Annotated in this window: 18 protein-coding genes and 1 tRNA gene; 16 read left to right on the top strand and 3 right to left on the bottom strand. The window is 69.6% G+C overall.

Going from position 1 to position 23603, the window contains the following annotated elements:
- Window positions 1-51: 51 nt before the first annotated feature.
- Together nudC and QF046_RS05025 are read left to right on the top strand one after the other, a co-directional pair.
- Window positions 52-930, top strand: coding sequence for an NAD(+) diphosphatase (nudC, locus tag QF046_RS05030; RefSeq protein ID WP_307366864.1), 879 nt, complete (start codon window positions 52-54; stop codon window positions 928-930).
- 42 nt (window positions 931-972) lie between these two features.
- The gene (locus QF046_RS05025) at window positions 973-2694 is read left to right on the top strand and encodes an ATP-dependent helicase (RefSeq protein WP_307366862.1); all 1722 of its coding nucleotides are present in this window, start codon (window positions 973-975) and stop codon (window positions 2692-2694) included.
- Window positions 2695-3493: 799 nt separating this feature from the next.
- On the opposite strand, the gene QF046_RS05020 is transcribed toward QF046_RS05025, so the two are convergent.
- A complete protein-coding gene (locus tag QF046_RS05020) occupies window positions 3494-4930 on the bottom strand; it encodes a zinc-dependent metalloprotease (protein ID WP_307366860.1) in 1437 nt (478 codons plus the stop codon).
- 120 nt (window positions 4931-5050) lie between these two features.
- Between QF046_RS05020 and QF046_RS05015 the strand changes: the two genes are divergently transcribed.
- From QF046_RS05015 to QF046_RS04995, 5 genes are all read left to right on the top strand, one after another.
- On the top strand, window positions 5051-6145 hold the full coding sequence (locus QF046_RS05015) for a PDZ domain-containing protein (protein WP_307366858.1): 1095 nt from the start codon (window positions 5051-5053) through the stop codon (window positions 6143-6145).
- 95 nt (window positions 6146-6240) lie between these two features.
- Complete coding sequence (locus tag QF046_RS05010) at window positions 6241-9159, top strand: UPF0182 family protein (RefSeq protein WP_307366855.1); 2919 nt, start codon at window positions 6241-6243, stop codon at window positions 9157-9159.
- A gap of 140 nt (window positions 9160-9299) precedes the next feature.
- Window positions 9300-9503: a DUF1918 domain-containing protein gene (locus QF046_RS05005; protein WP_307366853.1), complete on the top strand. Its 204-nt coding sequence runs from the start codon at window positions 9300-9302 to the stop codon at window positions 9501-9503.
- A gap of 63 nt (window positions 9504-9566) precedes the next feature.
- Window positions 9567-9640: transfer RNA gene (locus QF046_RS05000), tRNA-Met, on the top strand.
- 84 nt (window positions 9641-9724) lie between these two features.
- Window positions 9725-10531, top strand: a complete 807-nt coding sequence (locus tag QF046_RS04995) for a carbon-nitrogen hydrolase family protein (RefSeq protein WP_307366850.1) — start codon at window positions 9725-9727, stop codon at window positions 10529-10531.
- A gap of 72 nt (window positions 10532-10603) precedes the next feature.
- On the opposite strand, the gene QF046_RS04990 is transcribed toward QF046_RS04995, so the two are convergent.
- Window positions 10604-11803 carry an aminotransferase class I/II-fold pyridoxal phosphate-dependent enzyme gene (locus QF046_RS04990; protein WP_307366847.1) on the bottom strand — a complete coding sequence of 400 codons (1200 nt, stop codon included), beginning with the start codon at window positions 11801-11803 and terminating at the stop codon, window positions 10604-10606.
- A 97-nt stretch (window positions 11804-11900) separates the two neighbouring features.
- Between QF046_RS04990 and QF046_RS04985 the strand changes: the two genes are divergently transcribed.
- The 3 genes from QF046_RS04985 to QF046_RS04975 are packed head-to-tail and all read left to right on the top strand — an operon-like array spanning window position 11901 to window position 16269.
- On the top strand, window positions 11901-13532 hold the full coding sequence (locus QF046_RS04985) for a S1C family serine protease (RefSeq protein ID WP_307366844.1): 1632 nt from the start codon (window positions 11901-11903) through the stop codon (window positions 13530-13532).
- A gap of 50 nt (window positions 13533-13582) precedes the next feature.
- The gene (locus QF046_RS04980; RefSeq protein ID WP_307366840.1) at window positions 13583-14836 is read left to right on the top strand and encodes a CDP-glycerol glycerophosphotransferase family protein; all 1254 of its coding nucleotides are present in this window, start codon (window positions 13583-13585) and stop codon (window positions 14834-14836) included.
- Window positions 14833-16269, top strand: coding sequence for a CDP-glycerol glycerophosphotransferase family protein (locus QF046_RS04975; RefSeq protein WP_307366838.1), 1437 nt, complete (start codon window positions 14833-14835; stop codon window positions 16267-16269). The genes QF046_RS04980 and QF046_RS04975 overlap by 4 nt, the downstream gene beginning before the upstream one ends.
- Window positions 16270-16350: 81 nt before the next feature.
- Here the strand turns inward: QF046_RS04975 and QF046_RS04970 are convergent, their stop codons facing one another.
- Complete coding sequence (locus tag QF046_RS04970; protein WP_307372723.1) at window positions 16351-17388, bottom strand: glycosyltransferase; 1038 nt, start codon at window positions 17386-17388, stop codon at window positions 16351-16353.
- 156 nt (window positions 17389-17544) lie between these two features.
- On the opposite strand from QF046_RS04970, the gene QF046_RS04965 reads away from it, so the two are divergent.
- From QF046_RS04965 to QF046_RS04940, 6 genes are all read left to right on the top strand, one after another.
- Complete coding sequence (locus QF046_RS04965; protein WP_307366835.1) at window positions 17545-18822, top strand: CDP-glycerol glycerophosphotransferase family protein; 1278 nt, start codon at window positions 17545-17547, stop codon at window positions 18820-18822.
- Window positions 18823-19581: a biotin--[acetyl-CoA-carboxylase] ligase gene (locus tag QF046_RS04960; protein ID WP_307366834.1), complete on the top strand. Its 759-nt coding sequence runs from the start codon at window positions 18823-18825 to the stop codon at window positions 19579-19581.
- Window positions 19582-19684: 103 nt separating this feature from the next.
- Complete coding sequence (locus QF046_RS04955) at window positions 19685-20245, top strand: PH domain-containing protein (RefSeq protein WP_307366832.1); 561 nt, start codon at window positions 19685-19687, stop codon at window positions 20243-20245.
- 97 nt (window positions 20246-20342) lie between these two features.
- The gene (locus QF046_RS04950; RefSeq protein WP_307366830.1) at window positions 20343-21467 is read left to right on the top strand and encodes a 5-(carboxyamino)imidazole ribonucleotide synthase; all 1125 of its coding nucleotides are present in this window, start codon (window positions 20343-20345) and stop codon (window positions 21465-21467) included.
- Window positions 21468-21613: 146 nt separating this feature from the next.
- Window positions 21614-22081 (top strand): 5-(carboxyamino)imidazole ribonucleotide mutase, encoded by a 468-nt coding sequence (gene purE, locus QF046_RS04945; protein ID WP_307372721.1) that lies wholly within the window; start codon window positions 21614-21616, stop codon window positions 22079-22081.
- On the top strand, window positions 22078-23529 hold the full coding sequence (locus tag QF046_RS04940) for an LCP family protein (RefSeq protein WP_307366828.1): 1452 nt from the start codon (window positions 22078-22080) through the stop codon (window positions 23527-23529). Before purE ends, QF046_RS04940 begins: the two co-directional genes overlap by 4 nt.
- Window positions 23530-23603: the final 74 nt, after the last annotated feature.

Raw genomic sequence — 23603 nt, 5'->3', positions numbered from 1 at the left:
TTACGATCGTGCGGAGCAGGTGAGCACATGACACGAGATCAGGAGGAGCACATGACCTCATCGCCGGACATCCTCGATCGGGCCGCGGACACGCGTACCGAGCCCGGCCTTCTCGAGCGCCTGCGCGCCGACCCGAGCACACGGGCGATCCTCGTCCGCGAAGGTCGTCTCCGGGTGACCGACGACGCGCTGCTGCGGGCCGACGTCGACACGGCGGGCGAGGCCGAGTGGGCGCTGTTGGGACGCGATCGGGACGGAGCCGCCCTGCTGCTGGCAGCCGTCCCCGCACCGACGGACAGCATCGACAGCGCCCCGGAGGAGACCTGGCTGGGACTGCGGGATGTCGGCGGGCGGCTCGACGAGCACGAGACCGATCTGTTCGTCACCGCGATCGCGCTCGCAGCCTGGCTGCGGGATGCCCGCTACTGCTCGGTGTGCGGTTCCGCACTGGAGGTGCAGAACGCCGGATGGTCGCGGCATTGTGCGAATTGCGACGCCGAGCACTTCCCGCGCACCGATCCGGCCGTCATCGTCGCGGTCGTGAGTCCGGACGGCGAGCGGCTGCTGCTGGGCGCGAACGCGAACTGGCGAGGACGGATGTTCTCCTGTTTCGCCGGGTTCGTCGAGGCCGGCGAGTCCCTCGAGGACACCGTGCACCGCGAGCTCTTCGAAGAGGCGGGGGTGCGGGTGCGCGACATCCGCTACGTCGCCTCCCAGGCGTGGCCGTACCCCCGTTCGCTGATGCTGGGTTTCCAGGCGGTGACCGTCGACGAGCAGACCCGAGCCGACGGCGAGGAGATCATCGAGGTGCGCTGGCTGACGCGCGCCGAGATCGGCACGTCGCTGGCGGGCGAGGGCCCGGTCGGGCTGCCCGGCCCGGCGTCCATCGCGCGTCGGCTCATCGAGCAGTGGTACCGGGATGGTCAGTGAGCGAGCGGAAGTGCCTGTGCTGAGCGAGCGGAGCGAGTCGAGGTGAGCGCGCTCGACGCCCTGGACGAGCGCCAGCGCGAGGCGGCATCCGTGCTCCGCGGACCGGTCGCGGTACTGGCCGGTGCCGGCACGGGAAAGACACGGGTGATCACCCATCGCATCGCGCACGGGGTGGACACCGGGGCGTACTCGCCGTCTCGGGTGATGGCCGTCACCTTCACGGCCAAGGCCGCGGGGGAGCTGCGCGGGCGCCTGCGCGCACTGGGCGTCGGCGGCGTCTCCGCGCGCACGTTCCACAGCGCGGCGCTCGCCCAGCTGAACTTCTTCTGGCCCACCCTCGCGGGCGACACCGCGCCGAAGATCATCGACAACAAGGTGCGGATGCTGGGGCAGGCCGCCGACGGCATGCGCCTTCGGCCCAGCACCGCCACCCTGCGCGACATCGCCTCCGAGATCGAATGGCGCAAGGTCTCGATGCTGTCCATCGAGCAGTACGCCGAGCAGGGCCGCCCGATCAGCGGCATCCGCCCCGAGCAACTCATCGAACTGCAGATCGCCTACGAGGCGCTGAAGGACGAGCGGCGCCAGCTGGACTTCGAGGACGTGCTGCTCGCCTGCGCAGGCATGATCGAGACCGAGAGCCGGGTGGCCGCATCCGTGCACGAGCAGTACCGGCACTTCACCGTCGACGAGTACCAGGACGTGTCTCCGCTGCAGAACCGGCTGCTGGAGCTCTGGCTCGGAGACCGTCGCGACCTCTGCGTGGTCGGCGACGCCAGCCAGACCATCTACTCCTTCGCCGGTGCCCAGCAGCGCTACCTGCTGGAGTTCGAGAAGCGCTACGCCGACGCCACCGTGGTGCGCCTGGAGGCCAACTACCGTTCGCAGGCGCCCATCCTCACGGTCGCCAACGCCCTCATGAAGGGCCGGCCGGGGGCACTGGCGCTCGTGCCCGCGCACCCGGATGCCGACGCGGAGGCTCCGACGGTCACCGCCTACGACAGCGAGCGCGAAGAGGCCGACGGCATCGCCGCATCCATCGCCGCCCGCATCGGCGCGGGGGAGTCGCCGTCGGACATCGCCGTGCTGTACCGGGCCCATGCGCAATCGGCCGTGCTGCAGCAGGCGCTGGCCGCTCGCGGGATCGCGACCAGTGTGCTCGGCGGCACGCGGTTCTTCGACATGCCCGAGGTGCGACAGGCGGTGCTCGGTCTGCGCGGCGCCGCCGTCGCACCGTCGGTCGTCGGCTTCCTGCCCACGGTGCGCGACGTGCTGCGCAGTCTCGGGCTCACCGACGAGCCGCCCGAGGCCGGAGGGGCGCAGCGCGACGGCTGGGAGGCGCGCCGCGCGATCCTGCGTCTGGCCGAGGAGGCGCCGGACGGGACGACCCTGCGGGTGTTCGCGGATGACCTGATGGCACGCGCCAAGGACCAGCACGAGCCCACGCTGCGCACGGTCACACTGTCGACCCTGCACGCGGCGAAGGGCCTGGAATGGCCGCACGTGCTGCTGGCGGGCTGGGCCGAGGGCGCGCTGCCCATCTCCTACGCGTCGACCTTCACCCAGATCGACGAGGAGCGGCGGCTGGCATACGTGGGAGTCACGCGGGCCGCGCGTACGCTGGCGATCTCGTGGTCTCGAAGCGCGGGGCGAGGGGAGCGGAGTCCCTCAAGATTCCTGGCTGAGATCGGGACGACAGCTCGAGGCACGGGCATCCTTCGTGATGCGGCACCGAGCGCCAGGCGATCCGTCCGTCAGGGCTGACCCGCACCATCACGCCGGTCGTCCGGGCCGGCGTGCGCAGCACGCGTGCGGCCAGGCCCGCCGCGTGCGCGATCCGCGCCGAGGTGATCTCGATCGGGCGCGCCACCAGCTGCGCGTGCAGCATCGGCCAGGCGGGATCGCGCTGCTGCTCGTGCGCGTCGCGGCAGGACAGGCAGGGCGTGCGCCCCGGGAAGACCAGCGGGCCGATCACCGCGGCCTGACGCTCGAAGGCGACCGGAAGATGCGGCAGGTCATCGCGAAGGTAAGGGGCGAACTGCAGTGCGGCGGCGGCTCCCTCCACGACGACGACGGCGACGGAGCCGGGCTCCCTGTCCCCGGCATCCGCGATGCCCTCGTCGGCGAGCGCCTGCCGCATCCGCTCCTGGGCGCGGCCGTTCGCCACGTTCACGCCGTCGACCCAGACCGGTGGGGCGGCGGGCTGCTCCCCGACGAGCAGGGGCTTCAGCCGGGCGAGCAGTTCTCGAGCCGCCTCCCGCGGTGCGCCCACGCCGTGCGCGACGACATCGAACGTGCTGAGTCGGATGCCGCCGCGCAGCCGTCGCAGCAGCGGCTCGACCCACGGTTCGGAGACGTCGAGGGACGCCGCCGCCTCCAGCCCGAACTGCACCGTGTGCTCATCGCGCCACAGCAGCGGATACCGCGGGTCGAGGCGGGTGATCGTCGTGGCGGTCCGAGGGCTCATGCCCCCGATTGTGGGCGCTCCCCGTCGGGCGCGGGGAGCGCATGCACGATCCGTGGACAACTTCTCGGAAGCCCCTGCCTGTGCAGGGACAATCGATCAGACGGGGCGATCGCCTTCCGGACGGTCATCGCCAGGGGCATCCGAGTCGTTCTCGCCGGAGGCATCCGAGTCGCCGTCAGCCGAGGCGTCCGTGCCGTCCTCGCCGGGTGCGTCGCCGAAGTCCTCGCCGTCCAGCAGGCGGGTCAGCGCCTCGTCGAACTCGTCGGCGGCAGGAGCCTCACCGCGCTGCGTGGCCTGCAGGCGGGCGATCAGAGCGGAGGGGTCGTCGATGTCGGCCGGACCCGGCATGAGATCGGGGTAGTCCCACAGCGCATCGCGGGCGGCGACGCCGACGGCATCCGTGACCGCCTGCCACATCGCCGAGGCCTCGCGCAGTCGTCGCGGACGCAGCTTCAGCCCGACCAGGGCGCCGAGCGCATCCTCGGCGGGACCGCCGACCGCACGGCGGCGCCGGGCCGCCTCTGCCAGCCGTGCGCCGTCGGGCAGGCGTGCGATGGCCTGACCGGTGACGACGTCGACCCAGCCGTCGATCGTGGCGATCAGGTTCTCCAGTCGGGTCAGCGCCTCGCGCTGCGCATCCGTCTGCGTCGGCAGCAGCGCGCCGCCCTCGATGGCGGCGCGGAGCTCCTCGGGGTCGCTCGGGTCAAGGCGTGATGCCAGATCCTCGAGCGCTTCGATGTCCACGGTCACGCCGCGGGCGAAGTCGGTGATCTGGGAGAGCACGTGCAGATGCAGCCACTTGGCGTGACGGTACAGCCGCGCGTAGGCGAGCTCGCGGACCGCCAGGTACAGGGCGATCTGATCCTCGGGGATCTCCAGACCCTCGCCGAAGGCGGCGATGTTCTGCGGGATGACGGCGGCCGTCCCTGCGGGCAGCACGGGAATGCCGACGTCGCCGCCGGAGACGACCTCGAGCGAGAGCCGACCGAGCACCTGGCCGAACTGCGCGGCGAAGAGGGATCCGCCCAGGCCCCGCATCAGTTCACCCGCACCCTGCACCATCCCCTGCATCTCCTCGGGCACCTGGCCCTCGAGTGCACCGGTCAGGGCGTCCGCGATGGACGTCGAGACCGGCGAGGCGATCTCCTTCCACACCGGCAGGGTCTTCTGCACCCAGTCGCCGCGAGTCATCGCCTGCGGTGCGGTCGCCAGCTCCGAGATGGTGGTGGCCTCGCTCAGCCACAGGTTCGCCAGCCCGAACGCATCCACCAGGGAGGTCTGGGAGCCTGCGGTGATACCCAGTCCGTCGCGATTGGCGATGTGCAGCGCCTGACGCTCTGCGTTCTGCCACGGATCCTGGGCGAACATGCCCTGCATCTGCGCCATCAGTCCCGACATCCGGCTGGGGTCGAATGATCCCTCGTCCATGTTCGAGAGCGCGTCGCGCAGGGCCTCGGGGTCGATCTGACCACCGGACATCATGCGTCGCAGCATCTCCTCGAAGTCGGAAGGATCCTGTTCGTCGTCTGCCATGCGAATCGCCCTCTCAGCATGCCCGTAGCGTGTGCGCTCTACGCTAGTCACACGATCCTGTGCTCGTGCCCTGCCTGCCCCGGATCCTTGTACGCCGCTCGCGAACGCCCCGGAGGACACGTGTCATCACGCCGCATCAACGGCACGGTCGCAGGGGTGATCGCGCTGAGCGTCTCGCTCGTGGCCCTGGTCGCACTGACCTTCGTCCCCACCCAGTACGTGATCCAGCGTCCGGGCCCGGTGTTCGACACTCTGGGCACCGCGCGCGGCACCGACGGCACCGAGGTGCCGCTGATCGAGGTGCCGGATGCGAAGACCTATCCCACGGGCGGGAACCTCGATCTCACCACCGTGCAGGTGGTGGGCAACCGGGATCGCACGCCCAGCTGGTTCGAGCTGGCGCTGGCCTGGTTCGACCGCACGCGCGCAGTCGTGCCCATCGACACGGTGTTCCCCGAGGGCGTCACCAGCGAGCAGCGCGACGAGCGCAACGCCGCCCTCATGGTCGACTCGCAGCACGAGGCGACGGCCGCGGCGCTCACCGAACTCGGCTACGACGTCGGCGCGCAGGTCGAGGTCGTCAGCGTGGTCGACGGCTCGGCCGCGCAGGGACACCTGAAGGACGGCGACCGGATCCTCGCGATCGACGGCGTCGAGGTCGAATCCGCGACGCTGCTGCGCGACAGGATCCAGAAGGCGAAGGGATCCGAGATCGAGCTGACCGTACTGCGGGGGAGCGAGCGCACGACCGTATCGATCACCCCGGAGAAGACCACGGACGCCGCCGGCGAGACGGTCTGGCTGATCGGCATCACCCTGACCACGGACTACGACTTCCCGATCGACGTGAAGCTGCAGCTCGACAACGTCGGAGGCCCCAGCGCAGGCATGATGTTCGCCCTCGGGATCATCGACACGCTCACCCCCGGCGAGCTCAACGGCGGCGAGAAGATCGCCGGCACGGGCACGATCGACGCCGCGGGCACGGTCGGGCCGATCGGCGGCATCCGGCAGAAGCTGTACGGCGCACGGGATGCCGGTGCGACGGTCTTCCTCGCCCCGGCCAGCAACTGCGACGAGGTCGTGGGACACGTGCCGGACGGCCTGGACGTGTTCCGCACCGCGACGCTGGAGGATTCCCTGCACATCCTCGACGTCATCTCGACGCACGGCGACACTTCGAAGCTGCCGGTCTGCACGGCATCCGCGAAGTGACGGCCTGATCCTGAATCCGGCGGCGGCATCCTCGCCGAGTCCGCGCAGAGCGGAACCCGGGGCCGGAGCATAGGTCGCCTGCATAGTATGGGACGGTGACCACCACCTCAGCCCGTCCGCCGGCCACACCCAGCGCCTCCCGTCGTATCCTCGCCGTCTCGGTGGGGATCATCGCCGCCCTGATCGCCGCGTTCTTCATCTTCGCGTCGCTCTTCACCGAATATCTCTGGTTCGATCAGCTCGACTTCACCACCGTGCTGACCACCCAGTGGATCGCGACGGTGTCGATGTTCGCGATCGGCTTCCTGGGCATGGCGCTGCCGATCTTCCTGTGCATCCAGCTCGCCTACCGGCTTCGGCCGGTCTACGTGCGGTTGAGCTCGCAGCTCGACCGCTATCAGGAGGTCATCGAGCCGCTGCGCCGCCTGGCCATGTGGGGGATGCCGGTGTTCTTCGGCCTCTTCGCGGGCTTCGCCGCCGCAGGCAACTGGAAGACCGTCCTGCTGTGGGCCAATGGCGTCACCACCGGCACGCTCGACCCCGAGTTCGGCCTCGACACCGGCTTCTACCTGTTCGCCATGCCGTTCTACTCGATGCTGCTGGCGTTCGTCTCGGCCGTGCTGCTGCTGAGCCTGCTGATCACGGCGCTGGTGTCGTACCTGTACGGCTCCGTGCGGATCGGCCAGCGCGAGCTGCGCATCTCCAAGCCCGCGCGCATCCAGCTGGCGATCCTCGCCGGCCTCTACATCGCCGTGCAGGCAGTGAGCCTGTGGCTGGATCGCTACCTCACCCTCGTGCAGCCGGAGGGCCGCATCACCGGTGCCGGCTACACCGGCGTCAACGCCACCATCCCGGGCCTCGCGATCCTCTCGATCATCGCCGCGGTGGTCGCCGTGCTGTTCCTCGTGACCGCCGTGATCGGCCGCTGGCGCTTCCCCCTCGCGGCCACCGCGCTTCTGATCGTCGCCTCGCTCGTCGTCGGGATCGGCTACCCCTGGGTGGTCACCACCTTCCAGGTGAAGCCGAACGAGAACGACTACCAGGCGCAGTTCTACGACCGCAACATCGCCGCCACCAAGGAGGCGTTCGGCGTCGCCGACATGGAGGTCACGCCCTTCAAGGCGACGACCGACACCGAGGCGGGCCAGCTGCGGGCGGATGCCGCCACCACGGCGTCCGTGCGCATCATGGACCCCGCCGTCATCGGACCGACCGTGCGCCAGCTGCAGCAGTACCGCTCGTACTACCAGTTCGCCGATGAGCTGGACGTGGACCGCTACACGATCGACGGCGAGTCGCAGGACACCGTCGTCTCGGTCCGCGACCTCGACATGGGCAAGCTCGGCGGCGGCGACAGCTGGAACAACCGCACCGCGGTGTACACGCACGGCTACGGGCTCGTCGCCCTGGCCGGCAACGAGCGCACCTCCGACGGCGAGCCGGTGTTCCTCGAGCAGGGCATCCCCACCGCGGGCTTCCTCAGCGAAAGCGAGAAGTTCGAGCCCCGGGTCTACTTCGGCGAGTCCTCGCCGGAGTACTCGATCGTCGGCGCGCCCGAGGGCACGAATCCGGTCGAGATCGACTACCCGCGCGGTCAGGACAGCGAGACCAGCGACACGAAGACGACGTTCACCGGAAACGGCGGGCCCCGCATCGGGAACACCTTCACCAAGCTGCTGTATGCGCTGAAGTTCCAGTCCGAGCAGATCCTGTTCTCGAACCTGGTCAACTCCGACTCCCAGATCCTGTACGACCGCAAGCCGCTGGACCGCATCAAGAAGGTGGCGCCGTACCTGACGCTGGACCACGACCCGTACCCGAGCGTCGTGGACGGCCGGATCGTCTGGATCGTCGACGGCTTCACCACCAGCGCGAGCTACCCGTACTCCAAGACGGTGAGCATGCGGGACGCCATCGCCGATGCGAACACTCCGGCCTCGGCCGTCGCGTTCGACAACATCAACTACATCCGCAACTCGGTCAAGGCCACGGTCGACGCCTACGACGGCTCAGTGAAGCTGTATGCCTGGGACGAGGAGGACCCGATCCTGAAGGCGTGGCAGAAGATCTACCCGTCGACGGTCAAGCCGATCAGCGACATGTCCAGCGACCTGATGAGTCACGTGCGCTACCCGACTGACCTGTTCAAGGTGCAGCGGGCGATGCTCGGGGTCTACCACATCGATGACGCCGGCTCCTTCGCGCAGGAGGACAACCGCTGGCAGACGCCGGCCGACCCTCGCGTGAAGACCGAGCTGCAGCCGCCGTACTACCTGTCGATGAAGATGCCGGGCCAGGACGAGCCGCGCTTCTCGATGTTCTCGACCTTCATCCCCGCGGATGCCCAGGGTGAGAGCCGCGAGGTGCTGATGGGCTACCTGGCGGTCGATTCGGATGCCGGGTCGAAGAAGGGCGTGAAGTCTCCGGACTACGGCAAGCTGCGGATGCTGGAGATCGACACCGCCACCACGGTGCCCGGTCCCGGTCAGGTGCAGAACACATTCGACTCGGATGCCACGGTCGCCGAGAAGCTCAACGTGCTGACTATCGGCAAGTCCGAGGTGAAGTATGGCAACCTGCTGACCCTGCCGGTCGGTGGCGGCCTGCTGTACGTGCAGCCCGTGTTCGTGCAGTCCTCCGAGGGCACCAAGCTGCCCAACCTGCGCAAGATCCTTGTCGCCTTCGGTGATCGGGTCGCGTTCGAGGACACTCTCACCCTGGCGCTGGACACGCTGTTCGGCGGCGACGCCGGTGCAGTCGGCGGTGACGAGGGCGTGACGCCCACGGACCCGGGGACGACACCGCCGGATGAGGGAAGCACTCCTCCCGACCAGGGCGGCACCACGCCGCCGTCGGATGCGGTCGCTCAGGCGCTGTCGGATGCCAAGGACGCCCTCACCGCTCGCGAAGCAGCCCTGAAGTCGGGTGACCTGTCCGAGTTCGCGGTGCAGGACAAGAAGCTCACCGCTGCGATCGAGAAGCTGCTCGCGCTGGAGGATGCTGCCTCCGAGTGAGTCGTCGTCGTCGAGACGCCGAGGGCCGGCCCTGGTTCGACCAGGTCCGGCCCTCGGCGCATCCGATGAAGGGGCTCTGGTGCAGAGGGCGCGCAGCGCGGATGATGGTCTCATCGGCTTCTGAGCTGGAGGTGGACGGCATGCAGATCGCAGCAGGATCGCGGATCGTGATCCACGGAGCGCGGGTCGGCAGCGCGGAGCGTCATGGAACGGTGCTCGAGACGCATGGTGAGGGCGACGGACCGCCCTATCTGGTGAAGTTCGAGGACGGGCATGAATCTCTGATCTTCCCCGGGGTCGACTGCGAGGTCGAGCACCGCGACGACACGCCCGGGAGTCCCTGAATCGGCGCAAAGGGGCCCTCGATTCGCCCTCTCCCTGGAGCCGTGTTAGGCTTTAAGACGTGCCGCGGGGTGGAGCAGTTCGGTAGCTCGCCGGGCTCATAACCCGGAGGTCGCAGGTTCAAATCCTGTCCCCGCAACGAGAATGCGACACAAGAAGGCCCGGAATCCTCACGGATTCCGGGCCTTCTGCATGTCACCCGTGCGAGTGCCAGGATGGATGCATGGCCGCATCCGCTCCGCTCGTCGCCGTCTGCCAGTTCGCCCCCACGGCATCCCGGGAGTCGAACCGCGCCCGTGTCGCGGAACTCGTCGCCGAGGCGACCGCCCGCGGCGCACGGGTCATGGTGCTCCCGGAGTACAGCAGTTTCTTCACCGACCCGATGGACGAATCCCTCGCAGCGAACGCGGAGACGCTGGACGGCGACTTCGTGCGCGCCCTGCAGGAGCTGGCGCGCACGCACGGCGCGGCGATCATCGCGGGCATGGTCGAGCAGGCGGATGCCGGTCGAGTGCACAACACCCTGGTCGCGGTCACGGATGCCGGAGTGCAGGCCGTCTATCGCAAGCAGCACCTGTACGACGCATTCGGGCAGACCGAGTCCGACTGGATCGCGGCCGGAGAACTCGGGCAGAGCGCAGTGTTCGACGTCGACGGCATCCGCTTCGGACTCATGACCTGCTACGACCTGCGCTTCCCCGAGGTGGCCCGCACGCTGGTGGATGCCGGAGCGGATGCGTTGGTGGTACCCGCCGAATGGGTGCGCGGCCCGCTCAAGGAGCACCACTGGAGCACCCTGCTCACCGCCCGGGCGATCGAGAACACCACATACGTGATCGCGGCCGACCATCCGGCGCCGATCGGGATCGGCCTGTCGCAGGTGATCGACCCACAGGGTGTCGTCGTCGCCGGTGTCAGCTCGGGGGAGGGCGTCGCCGTGGCATCCCTCGACGCCGCACTCATCGCACGCACGCGCGAGGTCAACCCGGTGCTGCGGCTGCGCCGCTACCGGGTGATCCCCGAGGCCTGAGCGCCGTTTCGCAGGGCGCAGGTGGTCGCATCAGCGGCGCGGATGCGGCGTGTCGCGCCCCGCGAACCGCGCTCAGCGCAGCCCGGCAAGCCGGCGGGCGGCTTCTTCGAGCACCTCGACGCGCTTGCACGCCGCGAACCGCACCAATCCTGCGAACTCGTCGTGGTGCTCCGGAGCGACGAACGCCGTGATCGGGATCGCCACGACGCCCGCCCGCTCGGGCAGCGCACGGCAGAATGCGGCAGCATCCGCGCCGCCGAGGGCCGTGGCGTCCGCGACGGTGAAGTAGCCGCCCTGCGGGGCGTGCACCTCGAACCCGGCCGTGCGCAGCGCATCGCCGAGCAGTACGTGCTTGTGCTGCAGCGCTGCGCGCGCGTCGTCGAAGTACGCGTCAGGAAGCCGGAGGCCCACAGCGATCGCGGGCTGGAAGGGCGATCCGTTCACGTAGGTGAGGAACTGCTTCACCGTCAGCACAGCGGTGATGAGCTCTGCCGGCCCGTGCACCCAGCCGATCTTCCAGCCCGTCGCCGAGAACGTCTTGCCGGCGGAGGAGATCGTCAGCGTGCGCTCCGCGGCTCCCGGCAGGGTCGCGATCGGCACGTGCGGCGAGTCGAAGGACAGGTGCTCGTACACCTCGTCGGTGACGATCACGGCGTCGTGCTTCTGCGCCAGGCGTACGAGCACGGACTGCACCTCAGAGGAGAACACCGCGCCGGTGGGGTTGTGCGGGTCGTTCACGAGGATGATGCGTGTGCGATCGTTCACGACATCCGCGAGCTCATCCAGGTCGGGCTGGAAGTCCGGGCGGCGCAGTCGCACCGTGCGCAGGCGCGCGCCCGCGAGCGCGACCACGGCTGCATAGGAGTCGTAGTACGGCTCGAAGACGACGACCTCGTCGTCGGGGGAGTCGATCAGGGCCAGCAGAGTCGCGGTCAGCGCCTCGGTCGCGCCGGCGGTGACGAGCACCTCGGTGTCGGGATCGACGGTCAGGTCGTAGAAGCGACGCTGATGCTCGCTGATCGCCTGACGAAGATCCGGGATGCCGCGTCCGGGCGGGTACTGGTTCGCGCCCTGCGCGATGGCATCCCGAGCCGCCTCCAGGACTTCGGCGGGACCGTCCTCGTCGGGAAAGCCCTGCCCGAGATTGATCGCGTCGAATCGTACCGCTGCGGCCGACATCTCTGCGAAAATGGTGGGCGCGACATCGCCCTGCGGGGAGAGAAGTCCGGCTCCTGCGGCGGTGCGGCGCCACGCGCCGGGAATGACATCCATGCAGAACAGGCTAAGACCATAGGGGACATCCATCCCCACCATATGAAAAGCACAGACTCACTTGTCAGTCTGATGGTGCGCCTGGAAGGAGCAGATCATGAATGACGACAACACCCACGGTGAGACCCCCACCACCCCCGAGGTTCCGAGCGCCGGTTCCACGCCGACGACGCCTCAGGCTCCTGTGCCCGGTGCCGCAGCGGCACCCGCCCAGGGCACCCAGAGCGCTCCCGGCTCGTACGGAGCGCCCCAGCAGACGTGGCAGCCGCCGTACGGCGCACCTGCTCAGCCCCAGCAGAGCCAGCCCCAGCAGGCCCAGCCCGGCCCCGCACAGGGCGCACCCCAGCAGCCCGCCGGGTACGGTGCCCCCGCGTACGCGCACAATGCTCCGCACGTCACCGGCACGGCGTTCGGTGCCGCAGCCCAGCAGCCTCAGACGGCGCAGCAGTCCCAGACCCTGCCGCTCGACCCCGCGCTGCTCACCGCTCCGGCGGGCGCCGAGAACACGAACTCGCCGCGCAAGGGCAGCGGCACGACGACGAAGGTCGCCGGTCTCCTCCTCGCCGCAGCCCTCGTGGGCGGTGTCGCCGGCTTCGGCGGCAGCGCACTGGGCGGCGTAGTGTTCGACCAGCCCACCTCGCAGTCGGCCGACGGACCGCAGACGGTCACGGTCAACAATCCCGGCTCCGTCAACGAGACCACTGCGATCGCTTCGAAGGTGCTGCCCTCGGTCGTGACGATCGAGGTCGCCGGCAGTCAGGCGTCGGGCAGCGGCTCCGGAATCGTGCTCAACAAGGAGGGCTACGTCCTCACCAACACGCACGTGGCGACCCTCGGCGGCGCCGTCGCAGACCCGACGATCCGCGTCACCACCTCCGACGGCCACATCTACTCGGCGACCGTCGTCGGCACTGACCCGATCTACGACCTCGCCGTCATCAAGCTCAAGGATGCGACGAACCTGACGCCGATGACGTTCGCGGACTCGTCCAAGCTCAACGTCGGCGACACCGCGGTGGCCGTCGGCGCCCCGCTGGGCCTGTCCAACTCGGTCACCACCGGCATCGTCAGTGCACTGAACCGCAGCATTCAGGTCGCCTCGTCGGCGCTTCCGGACAACAGCACCCAGCAGGACCAGCCCGACGAGCAGGGCAACGGGGAGGGCGGTCCGTTCCAGTTCGACATCCCCGGCATGGGCGCCCAGCAGGCCAAGCAGTCCATCTCGATCGCCGTGATCCAGACGGATGCCGCCATCAACCCCGGAAACTCCGGTGGTGCACTGGTCGACAGCAAGGGCGGCCTGATCGGTGTCAACGTCGCGATCGCGACGGCCGGACAGTCCTCGTCGTCCTCCGGCGAGCCCGGCTCCATCGGCGTCGGCTTCGCGATCCCCTCCGACATCGCCCAGCGCGTCGCGAAGGAGATCATGCAGGACGGATCCGCCACGCACGGTCTGCTCGGTGCCACGGTGCGCGACGCCTCCTCGCTGCAGGATGCGACCGTCGCCGGTGCGGTCATCGAGACGCCGACCCCCGGTGGTGGAGCTGCGAAGGCGGGCCTGCAGCAGGGCGACATCGTCACCGAGTTCAACGGCGTGCCGATCGCGAGCGCCAACGACCTCACCGCGCAGGTGCGCGCGGCCGCGGCAGGCAGCACCGCGAAGGTCGTCTACGTCCGCTCCGGCAAGACGTACACGGCCGAGGCGACGCTGGGAACCCTCAAGCTCTGACAGCCCCTGATGGTCAGGAGAAGGACGCCACCCCGCGATAGGCTCGCGGGGTGGCGTCCTTCTCCTTCGGAACCGGCAACGCGGCCAAGCTGCTCCGTCTGCCGATGTATGCCGCTGGACGCATAGGCACGCTTCTCGTCCCTCGGGGCGACGTCTGGGTGTTCGGCTGCGGAGCCGGCATCGGCGACGGTGCGCTTGCCATGCAGCGCGAGGCGCAGTCGGCCGGACATCGCACGCTCTGGCTCACCAGGTCGGCGCAGGAGGACGCGGAGGCGAAGGCACTCGGCATCCGCACCCGTCGTCGTGACGGGGTGCGCGGCTGGTGGGCGACGGCGCGCGCCGGTGTGCTGGTCGTCACCCACGGGCTCGGCGACGTCAACCGCTACGGGAGCACGGACGGCTTCGTCGTGCAGCTCTGGCACGGCATCCCGCTCAAGCGCATCGGTCTGGACTCTCCGGTCACCGTGCAGGTCCCCGCGCGCCTGCCCGGTGCACGCGCACTGCGCCGCCTGCTGACGGTCGGCTACCGCAGCGCAGCACAGCGCATCCGCGTGCTGCCCGCTGCGTCGCATCGCTCCCGCGGGCGGCTCGAATCGGCATTCGGGCTCGGCGAGGATCGGGTGGTGGTCACCGGCGAGCCGCGTGTCGATGTGCTCTCCGCCGGCACCGACCAGGAGCGGCGGGCCGCGGCATCCGCTCTGCTCACCCGCACAGGTCCGCTGCTGACGCATCAGCGCGCCCTGCTGTACGCGCCGACCTGGCGCGACGGGGCGGCTGACCCCGCGGTCCCTGACGCGGAGCAGTGGGTGCGGATCGTGCGGATGCTGGAGCAGCGCGACGCGATCCTGTTCATCCGCTCGCACCCGCTGGGCGAGGGCTCGTACTCGCCGCCGTGGTCCAGCGGTCGGGTGCGGATGCTGAACTCGGAGCTGCTCGCGGATGTCACGCCTGCGCTGGCGCGCATCGACGCGCTGATCACCGACTACTCGTCGATGGCCTACGACGTGGGGCTGCTGTCGATGCCGGTCGTGTACCTGGCGCCGGACGTGGCCGACTACGGCCGTGAGCGCGGCTTCTACGGCCGCTACGAGGACATCGCGGGCGACGACTACGCGAGCGACTGGGACGGCGCGATCGAGCAGATCGACGAGGTCCTCTCCGACGACGCCGTGCGCGCCGAGCGGGCGGCGCGATCGGGCGCGCTCAGCGCGAACATGCACGCGTTCCGTGACGGGCACAACGCCCGACGCGTGTACCAGGCCATCCGCGCGCGGGGGATTCCCGCGCCGAAGGGAGCACGATGACGACTGCCCGGATCGATGAGCAGGCGCAGACGCTGATCATCGCGGGGACCGGAACCCGACCGGCATCCGCGGTCCTGTCCGGTGCGCGTGCGCGCGTGGCCGGGAAGATCACCGGCGGGGGGAAGACATGGAAGGCGACCTTCCCGCTGCGTGTGTCGCGGTGGGGCGGGGCGAAGCTGCCGCTGCCCGCGGGGGAGTACGTGCTCGACATCCCGGATGCCGATCTCTCGGACCTCGAGCTCGCGTCGACACTGCTGCCCATCCTGCGCATCGAGGCGCACGGGCCGCAGGTGCAGGTCGCGGCCCCGCTCGATCCGGTCTACGAGACCGCCGAAGGGCAGAGCACGCTCGAGGAGCGCTACGTGTCGCAGGTGGGCGCCGGCGAGAACGCCGTGTTCTTCGAGAGCTTCTACGGGCAGACCTCGGGCTGCAATCCTCGTGCGATCGACCGGGTGCTCGCCGAGCGCGCTCCCTCGGTGAAGCGCTACTGGGCCGTGTCGGATCTCTCCGTGGAGGTGCCCGAGGGCGCGATCGCTGTGGTCGAGAGCAGCCCGGAGTGGTGGCGTGCGCGGGCCGAGTCGCGGATGCTGATCGTCAACGACTGGCTGCGACGACGATTCGTGCGCAAACCCGGCCAGCGTGTGCTGCAGACCTGGCACGGCACGCCCCTCAAGCGCCTCGCGCTGCACCGGCCCGGCTTCGACCCGCGCCGGATGGCCGCCGTGGTCAAGGAGTCCCGACGCTGGGACGCGCTGCTCGCGCAGAACGTGTACGCCGCACGCGTGCTGAAGAAGGCCTACGCGTTCTTCGGCAAGCCGATCTGGGTGGACGGCTACCCGCGCAACGACCTGTTCGCGCAGGGCGACCCCGCCCCCATCCGCGAGGCCCTCGGCATCGGACCCGAGGAGCGCGTGCTGCTGTATGCGCCCACGTGGCGCGATGATCGCTCCGAGATGGTCGACTTCGTCGACCCGGAAGACCTGGCCACGCGCACCGACTCGGTCGTGCTGGTGCGCGGGCACTCGCGAACGCTCAGCTCCGGTCGCGACCGATCCGGCGCGCGCGTCATCGACGTGACCGGATATCCGGAGACGGCACGGCTGCTGCTGATCGCCGACGCGCTGATCACCGACTACTCCTCGGTCATGTTCGACTTCAGCGTCACGGGCCGCCCGATGTACTTCCTCGTGCCGGACCTCGAGCACTACCGGGGTGAGCTGCGCGGCTTCTACTTCGACCTCGCCGAACGCGCCCCTGGTCCGCTCGTGCGCAGTCAGGACGAGCTTGTGCAGGCACTGGCGGATGCCGATGGCGCCACCGCGTACGCCGACCGCTACGAGGCCTGGAAGACGCAGTTCAACCGCCTCGACGACGGCGGGGCCGCCGATCGCGTCGTCTCCCGCATCCTCGACCAGGGCTGGCTGACCGCCTGACGCTCAGAGCCCGTCTATATGGCGCAAACCGCCCCCGATTCGTGCGAAACAGGGCGGAATGCGCCACATAGACGGGCTCTGTCAGGGGAGGGGGGTGTTGCGCGACCCGAGGCGCGACGCGTCGACCGTGTCGCGCGCCCCGCGCAGCACTCCGGCGAGGAATCCGAGCCCCCAGGAGATGTGCATGGTCGGCAGCACCATCACGGTCCACAGCCGCTCTCGCAGGCTCCGCGGGGCGCGTTCGATGCCCATGCCGAACAGCCCGACGGCGATCACGAGCAGCGCGTAGGCCGCGATCGGCAGGTAGATCACGGATGCCAGCAGGGCGCCGATCCCGCGCAGCACACCGGTCAGCTGCAGGATGCCGGTGATCACCGCGAACACGGTGATGATCACCAGCGCGGGCGGGGCGAAGAAGCGCAGCCCGTTGCGGCGGCCGTAGCGGCGAACCAGCTCTCCGCGCCACGCGCCGGTCGCGCGGAACTGACGCGCCAGGCGCGACCAGCTCTCCCGGGGCCAGTACGTGACCGACAGCTCGGGATCGAACCAGACGAGGTGACCGGCCTGGCGGATGCGCAGGTTCAGCTCCCAGTCCTCGCCCCGGCGGATGGTCTCATCGAACAGTCCGACCTCGTCGAGCACCGCGCGACGCATCACGCCGAGGTAGGCGGACTCCGCCTCGCCCTCGCGCGCACCGCCGTGATAAGCGCCGCCTCCGAGGCCCACGGGGGAGTTGTACAGGCGCGCCACCGCACGCTGGAACGGCGTGCGGCCGTCGGCGCGCATGACGCCGCCGACGTTGGCGGCACCGGTGCGCTGCAGTGTCTGCAGTGCACGCCGGGCGTATCCGGGCGAGAGCTCCGAGTGCGCGTCGACGCGGATCACCGTCGGGTGCCGGCTGGCGCGGATCGCGGCGTTCAGCCCGACGGGGATGTCGGCCTGCGGGTTCGGGACGAGGCGGATGCGGTCGTCCTCGGCCGCGAGGCGCTCGGCGAGGGGCGTGGTTCCGTCGGATGACGGCCCCAGGGCGAGCACGAGCTCGGTCGGACCGTCGACGTCCTGCTCGAGAACAGAGCGCACCGCGTGCTCGAGGTAGTCGATCTCGTTCAGCACGGGCATGACGAAGGAGACGCCCTCCGCCGTGTTCCGTTCGTTCTCGTGCACCCGTCGATCATGTCATGCGGTTTCGTCGACATACGCGGGATACTCGGAGGTTGGCGTCCGCGAACCGCCACACGCCCGGGTCGGTGCGGCGGCACCCCGTATTCTGGAACGATGGGCGTGGTCAGAGACGGAAAGAAGGCGTATCGGCTTCTGCGCAAGGCGCTCGCGTCCCGCAGCGCCGTGCAGCGGGTGCGCCGTGCGCTGAAGGCGCAGGGACCGCACCCCGAGAACCGGTACAAGGTTGCGGTGTACTTCGCCGACGGCGCGGTGAACATGTATCAGATGCGTCAGTGGTACCGCCCGCTCGAGGAGCTCGCGAAGCTGTGGCCGGTCGTGGTCCTCTCGCGCAGCGCGGGTGGAGCCGAGCTGCTGATCCAGGAGGATGCTCCGCCGGTCGCGTTCGTGCCGACGGTGCGCAACCTGGAGCGGTTCCTCGCCAAGCAGGACATCCGCATCGTGCTCTACGTGAACCAGAACACGCGCAACTTCCAGATGTTCCGCTACGGGCGCCGCTGGCACGTGTTCATCAACCACGGCGAGTCCGACAAGATGTACATGACCACGAACCAGTACAAGGCCTACGACTACGCCTTCATCGCCGGTCAGGCCGCTCGCGACCGGCTGACGCGCACGCTGTGGGACTACGACATCGACCGCCGGGCGATCGAGATCGGCCGACCCCAGGCCGATCACTACTCCGGCATCCTGCCGTACACCCCCGACGATCGGATGGTGGTGCTGTACGCGCCGACGTGGGAGGGCGACCGCCCCTCCGCGCACTACGGGTCGATCGCCACGCACGGCGAGGCGCTCATGCGCGAGCTGCTGGCCAGCCCTCGCCACCGCGTCGTCTACCGGCCGCATCCGCGCAGCGGGGTGGTGGACGAGGAGTACGGTTCCGCGCACCGCCGCATCCTCTCCGCGATCTCCGATGCCAACGCCGCCGACCCCGCCGCGCACCACGTCTATGACAACGGCCCGGACCTGGGCTGGCAGCTCGCCGCGGCCGACGTCGCGATCGTCGACATCTCGGCGATGGTCTACGACCGTCTCGCCGCGGGCAAGCCGCTGCTGATCACGCGTCCTGCCGACGAGCGCGCATCCATCGACACCACCGGATACCTGTCGGACTGCGAGTGGCTGAGCGTCGCCGGTGCCCGAGACATCGTCTCGGAGGTAGATCGGGTCAGCGCCGATCAGGATGCCGTCGCCCGGCTGCACACCTGGGTGCAGCACTACTTCGGCGACACGACGCCGGGAGCGGCGACCGCGAAGTTCCACGGTGCGATCGAGCAGCTCATGCAGAAGTGGGACCAGTGGCACGCGCTCGATGCCACGGCGACCGCACCGGACGACGAAGACGATGACGATGACGACGACGAGGACTGAATGGACCTGACCCGCTCATCTCACGTCGCCTCGTCGCTCGTGGTGCTGCCGGAGTGCGCATCGACCAATGCCGAGTTGCGCGAGCGGGCTGCGGATGCCGCGGCCTGGCCGCACCTGTCGGTGCTTCTCACCGATTCGCAGACCGCCGGCCGCGGCCGGCTGGATCGCACCTGGAGCACTCCGCCAGGTTCGGCGCTGGCCGTATCGGTGCTGCTGCGAGACCTGCCCGCCGACGCGGCAGCCTGGGGCTGGATCCCGCTGGCCGCGGGGGTCGCGATGACGGATGCCGTCGCCGCCCAGCTGCCGGGGCACCGGGTCGGGCTCAAGTGGCCCAATGACGTGCTCGTCGACGGGCGCAAGATCTGCGGGATCCTCGCCGAGGTCTCCGGTGGGGCCGTGATCGTCGGGACGGGGATCAACACGGCGATGAGTGCGGAGCAGCTGCCCGTGCCCACGGCGACGTCGTTCGCAGCGCTGGGCGTCGACGTGGACGCCGACAGGCTCGTCGCGGACTATCTCGTCGGGCTCGACGCCGCGATCTCCGGGTTGAGTCGGTCCGGGGATGCGGTGGGCCTGCACGCCGAGGTCACCGCGCGCTGCCTCACCCTCGGGCAGACCGTGGACGTGTCGATGCCGGACGGCAGCACGCTGAACGGTGTGGCCACCCGATTGGCCGCTGACGGCCGACTGGTCATCGATGACGGATCCGCGGAGCACGAGGTGCTCTCCGGCGACGTCGTGCACGTGCGGCTCGCCTGACACGCGCGGGCATCGACAGCCCGTCCAGGGGCCGGAGCCGGGGCCGGAGGACGGGCCCGGCGCGGCATCCTCCATTGTCCCCGGTCGAAGGCACAATGGAGGGGTGACCCAGCCCGTGACTCTCGGAGGACGGCCGATGATGCCGCCGCCCGGCGCACCCGCCGAAGAGCTGGTCGTCGCGCGATTCCGCGGCCATGCGCGGCGGCTGTTCTGGTCCGCTCTGGTGCTGATCGCGGTGTGCGGTGCCGGCGTCTACTTCTACGGAAACGTCCCGTCCGGGTTCGAGACCTGGATGGTGCCGGCCGTGGCCGCCGCAGCGGTCGTGCTGCTCGTGCTCGTGCCGTTCCTGGTCTGGTTCGCCACCTCGTACACGATCACCACCCGACGGGTCATCGTGCAGAGCGGAATCGGGGCACGCAACCGTCGCGAACTCTCGCACGCGCGCGGATACTCGATCGCCGTGCGACGAGGGCTCATCCAGCGCATGTGGGGTGCGGGCACCATCACCCTGAGCAATGGCGTGGACGCCCCGCTGCGGCTCGTGAACGTGCCCAGCGTCAACCTCGTGCACGAGGTTCTGGCCGACCAGGTCGAGGTCAATCAGATCCTCGCGCATCGTGACGCCCAGTCCGGTTCGTACCCGGGCCCGCTCTCCGACGGCTGAGCGTCGACGCCGGCGACCTCGACGCCGGCGACCTCGATGCTGGTGACTTCGACGTCATCGGATGCGGAAGAATGGTCCCTGACGAGAGGATTCGCGGATGACTGTGCGCGTGGGAGTGATCGGCGGGGGACAGCTGGCGAGGATGATGATCGCGCCGGCGGTGGAGCTCGGGATCGATCTGCGCGTCCTCGCCGAGGCCGAGGGCATGTCCGCGCAGCTCGCGGCCACCGCGGTCGGGGACTATCGCGACCTGGAGACCGTGCGGGCCTTCGTGAAGGACGTCGACGTCGTCACCTTCGATCATGAGCACGTCCCCCAGGAGGTGCTGCGCGCACTCGTCGCCGACGGCGTGCAGGTGCACCCGGGACCGGATGCGCTGCAGTTCGCACAGGACAAGCTGGTCATGCGCGCGCGTCTGACCGAACTCGGCGTGCCGCAACCGGACTGGGCGGCCGTGCGCGGCATCGACGAGCTGCAGCGCTTCATCGACGACCACGGCGGCGGCGCGGTCGTGAAGACCCCACGCGGCGGCTACGACGGCAAGGGCGTGCGCGTGGTCCACGCCGGCGTCGAGGCCGAGGACTGGTTCGCCGGCCTCGACGAGGGCGACGCGCTGCTCGTCGAAGAGCTGGTCTCCTTCACCCGTGAGCTGGCGCAGCAGGTCGCCCGACGCCCCAGTGGCGAGATCGTCGCCTACCCCGTGGTGGAGACCGTGCAGCGCGATGGCGTGTGCGCCGAGGTCATCGCACCGGCGCCGGAGGCGGGCGCGCGGCTCGTCGAGGTCGCCGAGCAGATCGGCCGCACGATCGCCGAGGGCGTCGGCGTGACCGGCATGCTCGCGGTCGAGCTGTTCGAGACCGACGATGAGCGGATCCTCGTGAACGAACTCGCCATGCGTCCGCACAACAGCGGGCATTGGAGCCAGGACGGCGCCGTGACCGGCCAGTTCGAACAGCACCTGCGGGCGGTCGCCGACCTCCCTCTCGGGCGCCCCGAGCCGCGCTCGCCATGGACCGTCATGGTGAACATCCTCGGCGGACCCGCGGAGGGAGCGCTCGAGGACCGCTTCGCACAGGCGATGAACGAGCATCCCGAGGCCAAGATCCACACGTACGGCAAGGCTCCGCGCCCCGGCCGCAAGGTGGGACACGTGAACGTCACGGGCGACGACCTCGACGACGTCGCGTACGTCGCCCGGGCCGCGGCCGCGCATTTCCTCTGAGCCGGTTCCGTCTGGGCCGCTCTTCCTGAGCCGGTTCCGTCTGGGCCGCGCGCGTGCCGTTGCGAGAATCTCACAGGGGCGCCCCGTAGCCTGTCATGGTGACTGAGCCGCTGCATTCCTCGAGTTCGCCCCTGGTCGGCGTCGTGATGGGTTCCGACTCCGACTGGCGCGTGATGAGCGACGCCTCTCAGGCGCTCACCGACTTCGGCGTCGCCCACGAGGTCGAAGTGGTCTCGGCGCACCGCACGCCGGACAAGCTGATGAGCTATGCCCGCGAGGCCCGCGGTCGCGGCGTCCGCGTGATCATCGCCGGAGCCGGGGGAGCAGCCCACCTGCCGGGCATGCTCGCATCCATGACCGCGCTGCCGGTGATCGGCGTGCCCGTGCCACTCGCCTATCTCGACGGCATGGACTCGCTTCTCTCGATCGTGCAGATGCCCGCCGGCATCCCCGTCGCCACGGTCTCGATCGGCGGTGCACGCAACGCCGGCATCCTCGCCGCACGCATCCTCGGAACAGCGGATGCCGATCTCGCCGACCGCGTCGAGGCGTACGCGCGCGACCTCGAGGGTCAGGTCGAGCAGAAGAATCAGCGGTTGAAGGACTCGCTGTGACTCTTGCGGCTCCGCGCTCCTCGGAACGAGGCGCGCGGCCGCTGATCGAGTCCCAGCCGCTCCGGTATCCCGACACGCAGGATGCTGCGGGTATGGGGCGGCGGGCCTGGTGGCTCATCGTGATGAACGTGCTCGTGCCCGGTTCCGCGCAGGCGCTCGCCGGAAGTCGGCGACTGGGCCGCTTCGGTCTCGGTGCGACCCTGCTCGGCTGGTTCCTGCTGGTGATCGCCGCAGGTCTCGCCCTGTTCGCTCAGGGGGTGATGATCTGGTTCGCCACGGGCCCGCTCTCCTGGTTCGTGCTCACGCTGGCGCAGGTGCTGCTGATCGGCTACGTGGTGCTGTGGCTGATCCTCACGATCGACACGCTGCGGCTGGTTCGCCTGGTGAAGGTGCCGACGATCACCCGGTGGGCGGCGCCCATCGCATCCGTGCTGGTGTTCGCGCTGGCCGCCTCCGGCGCCGTGTACGCGTCGAACGCCGTCGCCTCCGGCCGCGGAGCGATCAGCGCGGTCTTCGGAAACAGCGGCCCCAGCCTGCCGCCCAGCGACGGCTACTACAACATCCTGCTGCTGGGTGCGGACAGCGGCGACGGACGCGACTCGCTGCGATTCGACAGCATCTCGGTGGTGTCGGTGAACGCCGACACCGGTGCGATGACGATCACCGGCATCCCGCGCGAACTGCCGCACCCGCCGTTCAGCGAGGACAGCCCGATGCACGAGCTGTACCCCGAGGGCTTCGAGGGGCACAGCGACTCCACGTGCGGATGGAACCCGTGGATGAACCAGATCCGCAACGCAGCCGAGGTCTGCCGCGAGGACCAGGGCAAGGCGCTGTATCCCGATGCGAAGGCCCACGGCTCCGCGCCCGGGATCGAGGCCACCAAGGATGCCGCGGAGGGCGTGCTGGGCATCGAGATCCCCTACTACGTCTTCCTCGACATGAACGGCTTCGCGGCGCTCGTGGATGCGCTGGGAGGGGTGGACATCAACGTCAAGAAGCGTCTGCCGAAGGGCGGCGGCCCGAGTTACAAGGATGAGCCCGCGAAGGACTGGGCGACCGGCTGGATCGAAGCCGGCCAGCAGCATATGAACGGTGACACCGCGCAGTGGTACGCGCGCTCGCGGTATACGACGAGCGACTACGACCGGATGAGGCGGCAACGCGAGCTGCAGGAGGCGATCCTCGCGCAGTCCACGCCGCAGAACGTGCTCTCGCGGTTCAGTTCGGTCGCTGATGCCGGTGCGGATCTCGCGTCGACCGATCTGCCGCAGGACAAGCTGCCGGAGTTCTTCGACCTGATGATGAAGGCCAAGAAGCAGCCGGTGACCCGCATCGAGCTCACCCCGGCGAACGGCATCGCGGAGAAGAACCCCGAGTATGCCCTGATCCGAGAGATGGTGAAGGAGGCGCTGCATCCGCCGAAGACGGAGACGCCGGCGAGCTGATGGGGATGCTGGGGCGCTGATTCGCGTCGTGTGACGGCCACGCCTCGGGGCATACCTGCACGACGCGCCTAGGC

Origin of the sequence: Microbacterium sp. W4I4 (assembly GCF_030816235.1) — a bacterium.
Classification (GTDB): Bacteria; Actinomycetota; Actinomycetes; order Actinomycetales; family Microbacteriaceae; genus Microbacterium.
Note: the sequence above shows the minus strand (reverse complement) of the source record. Positions and strands in the feature narration are given on the sequence as shown.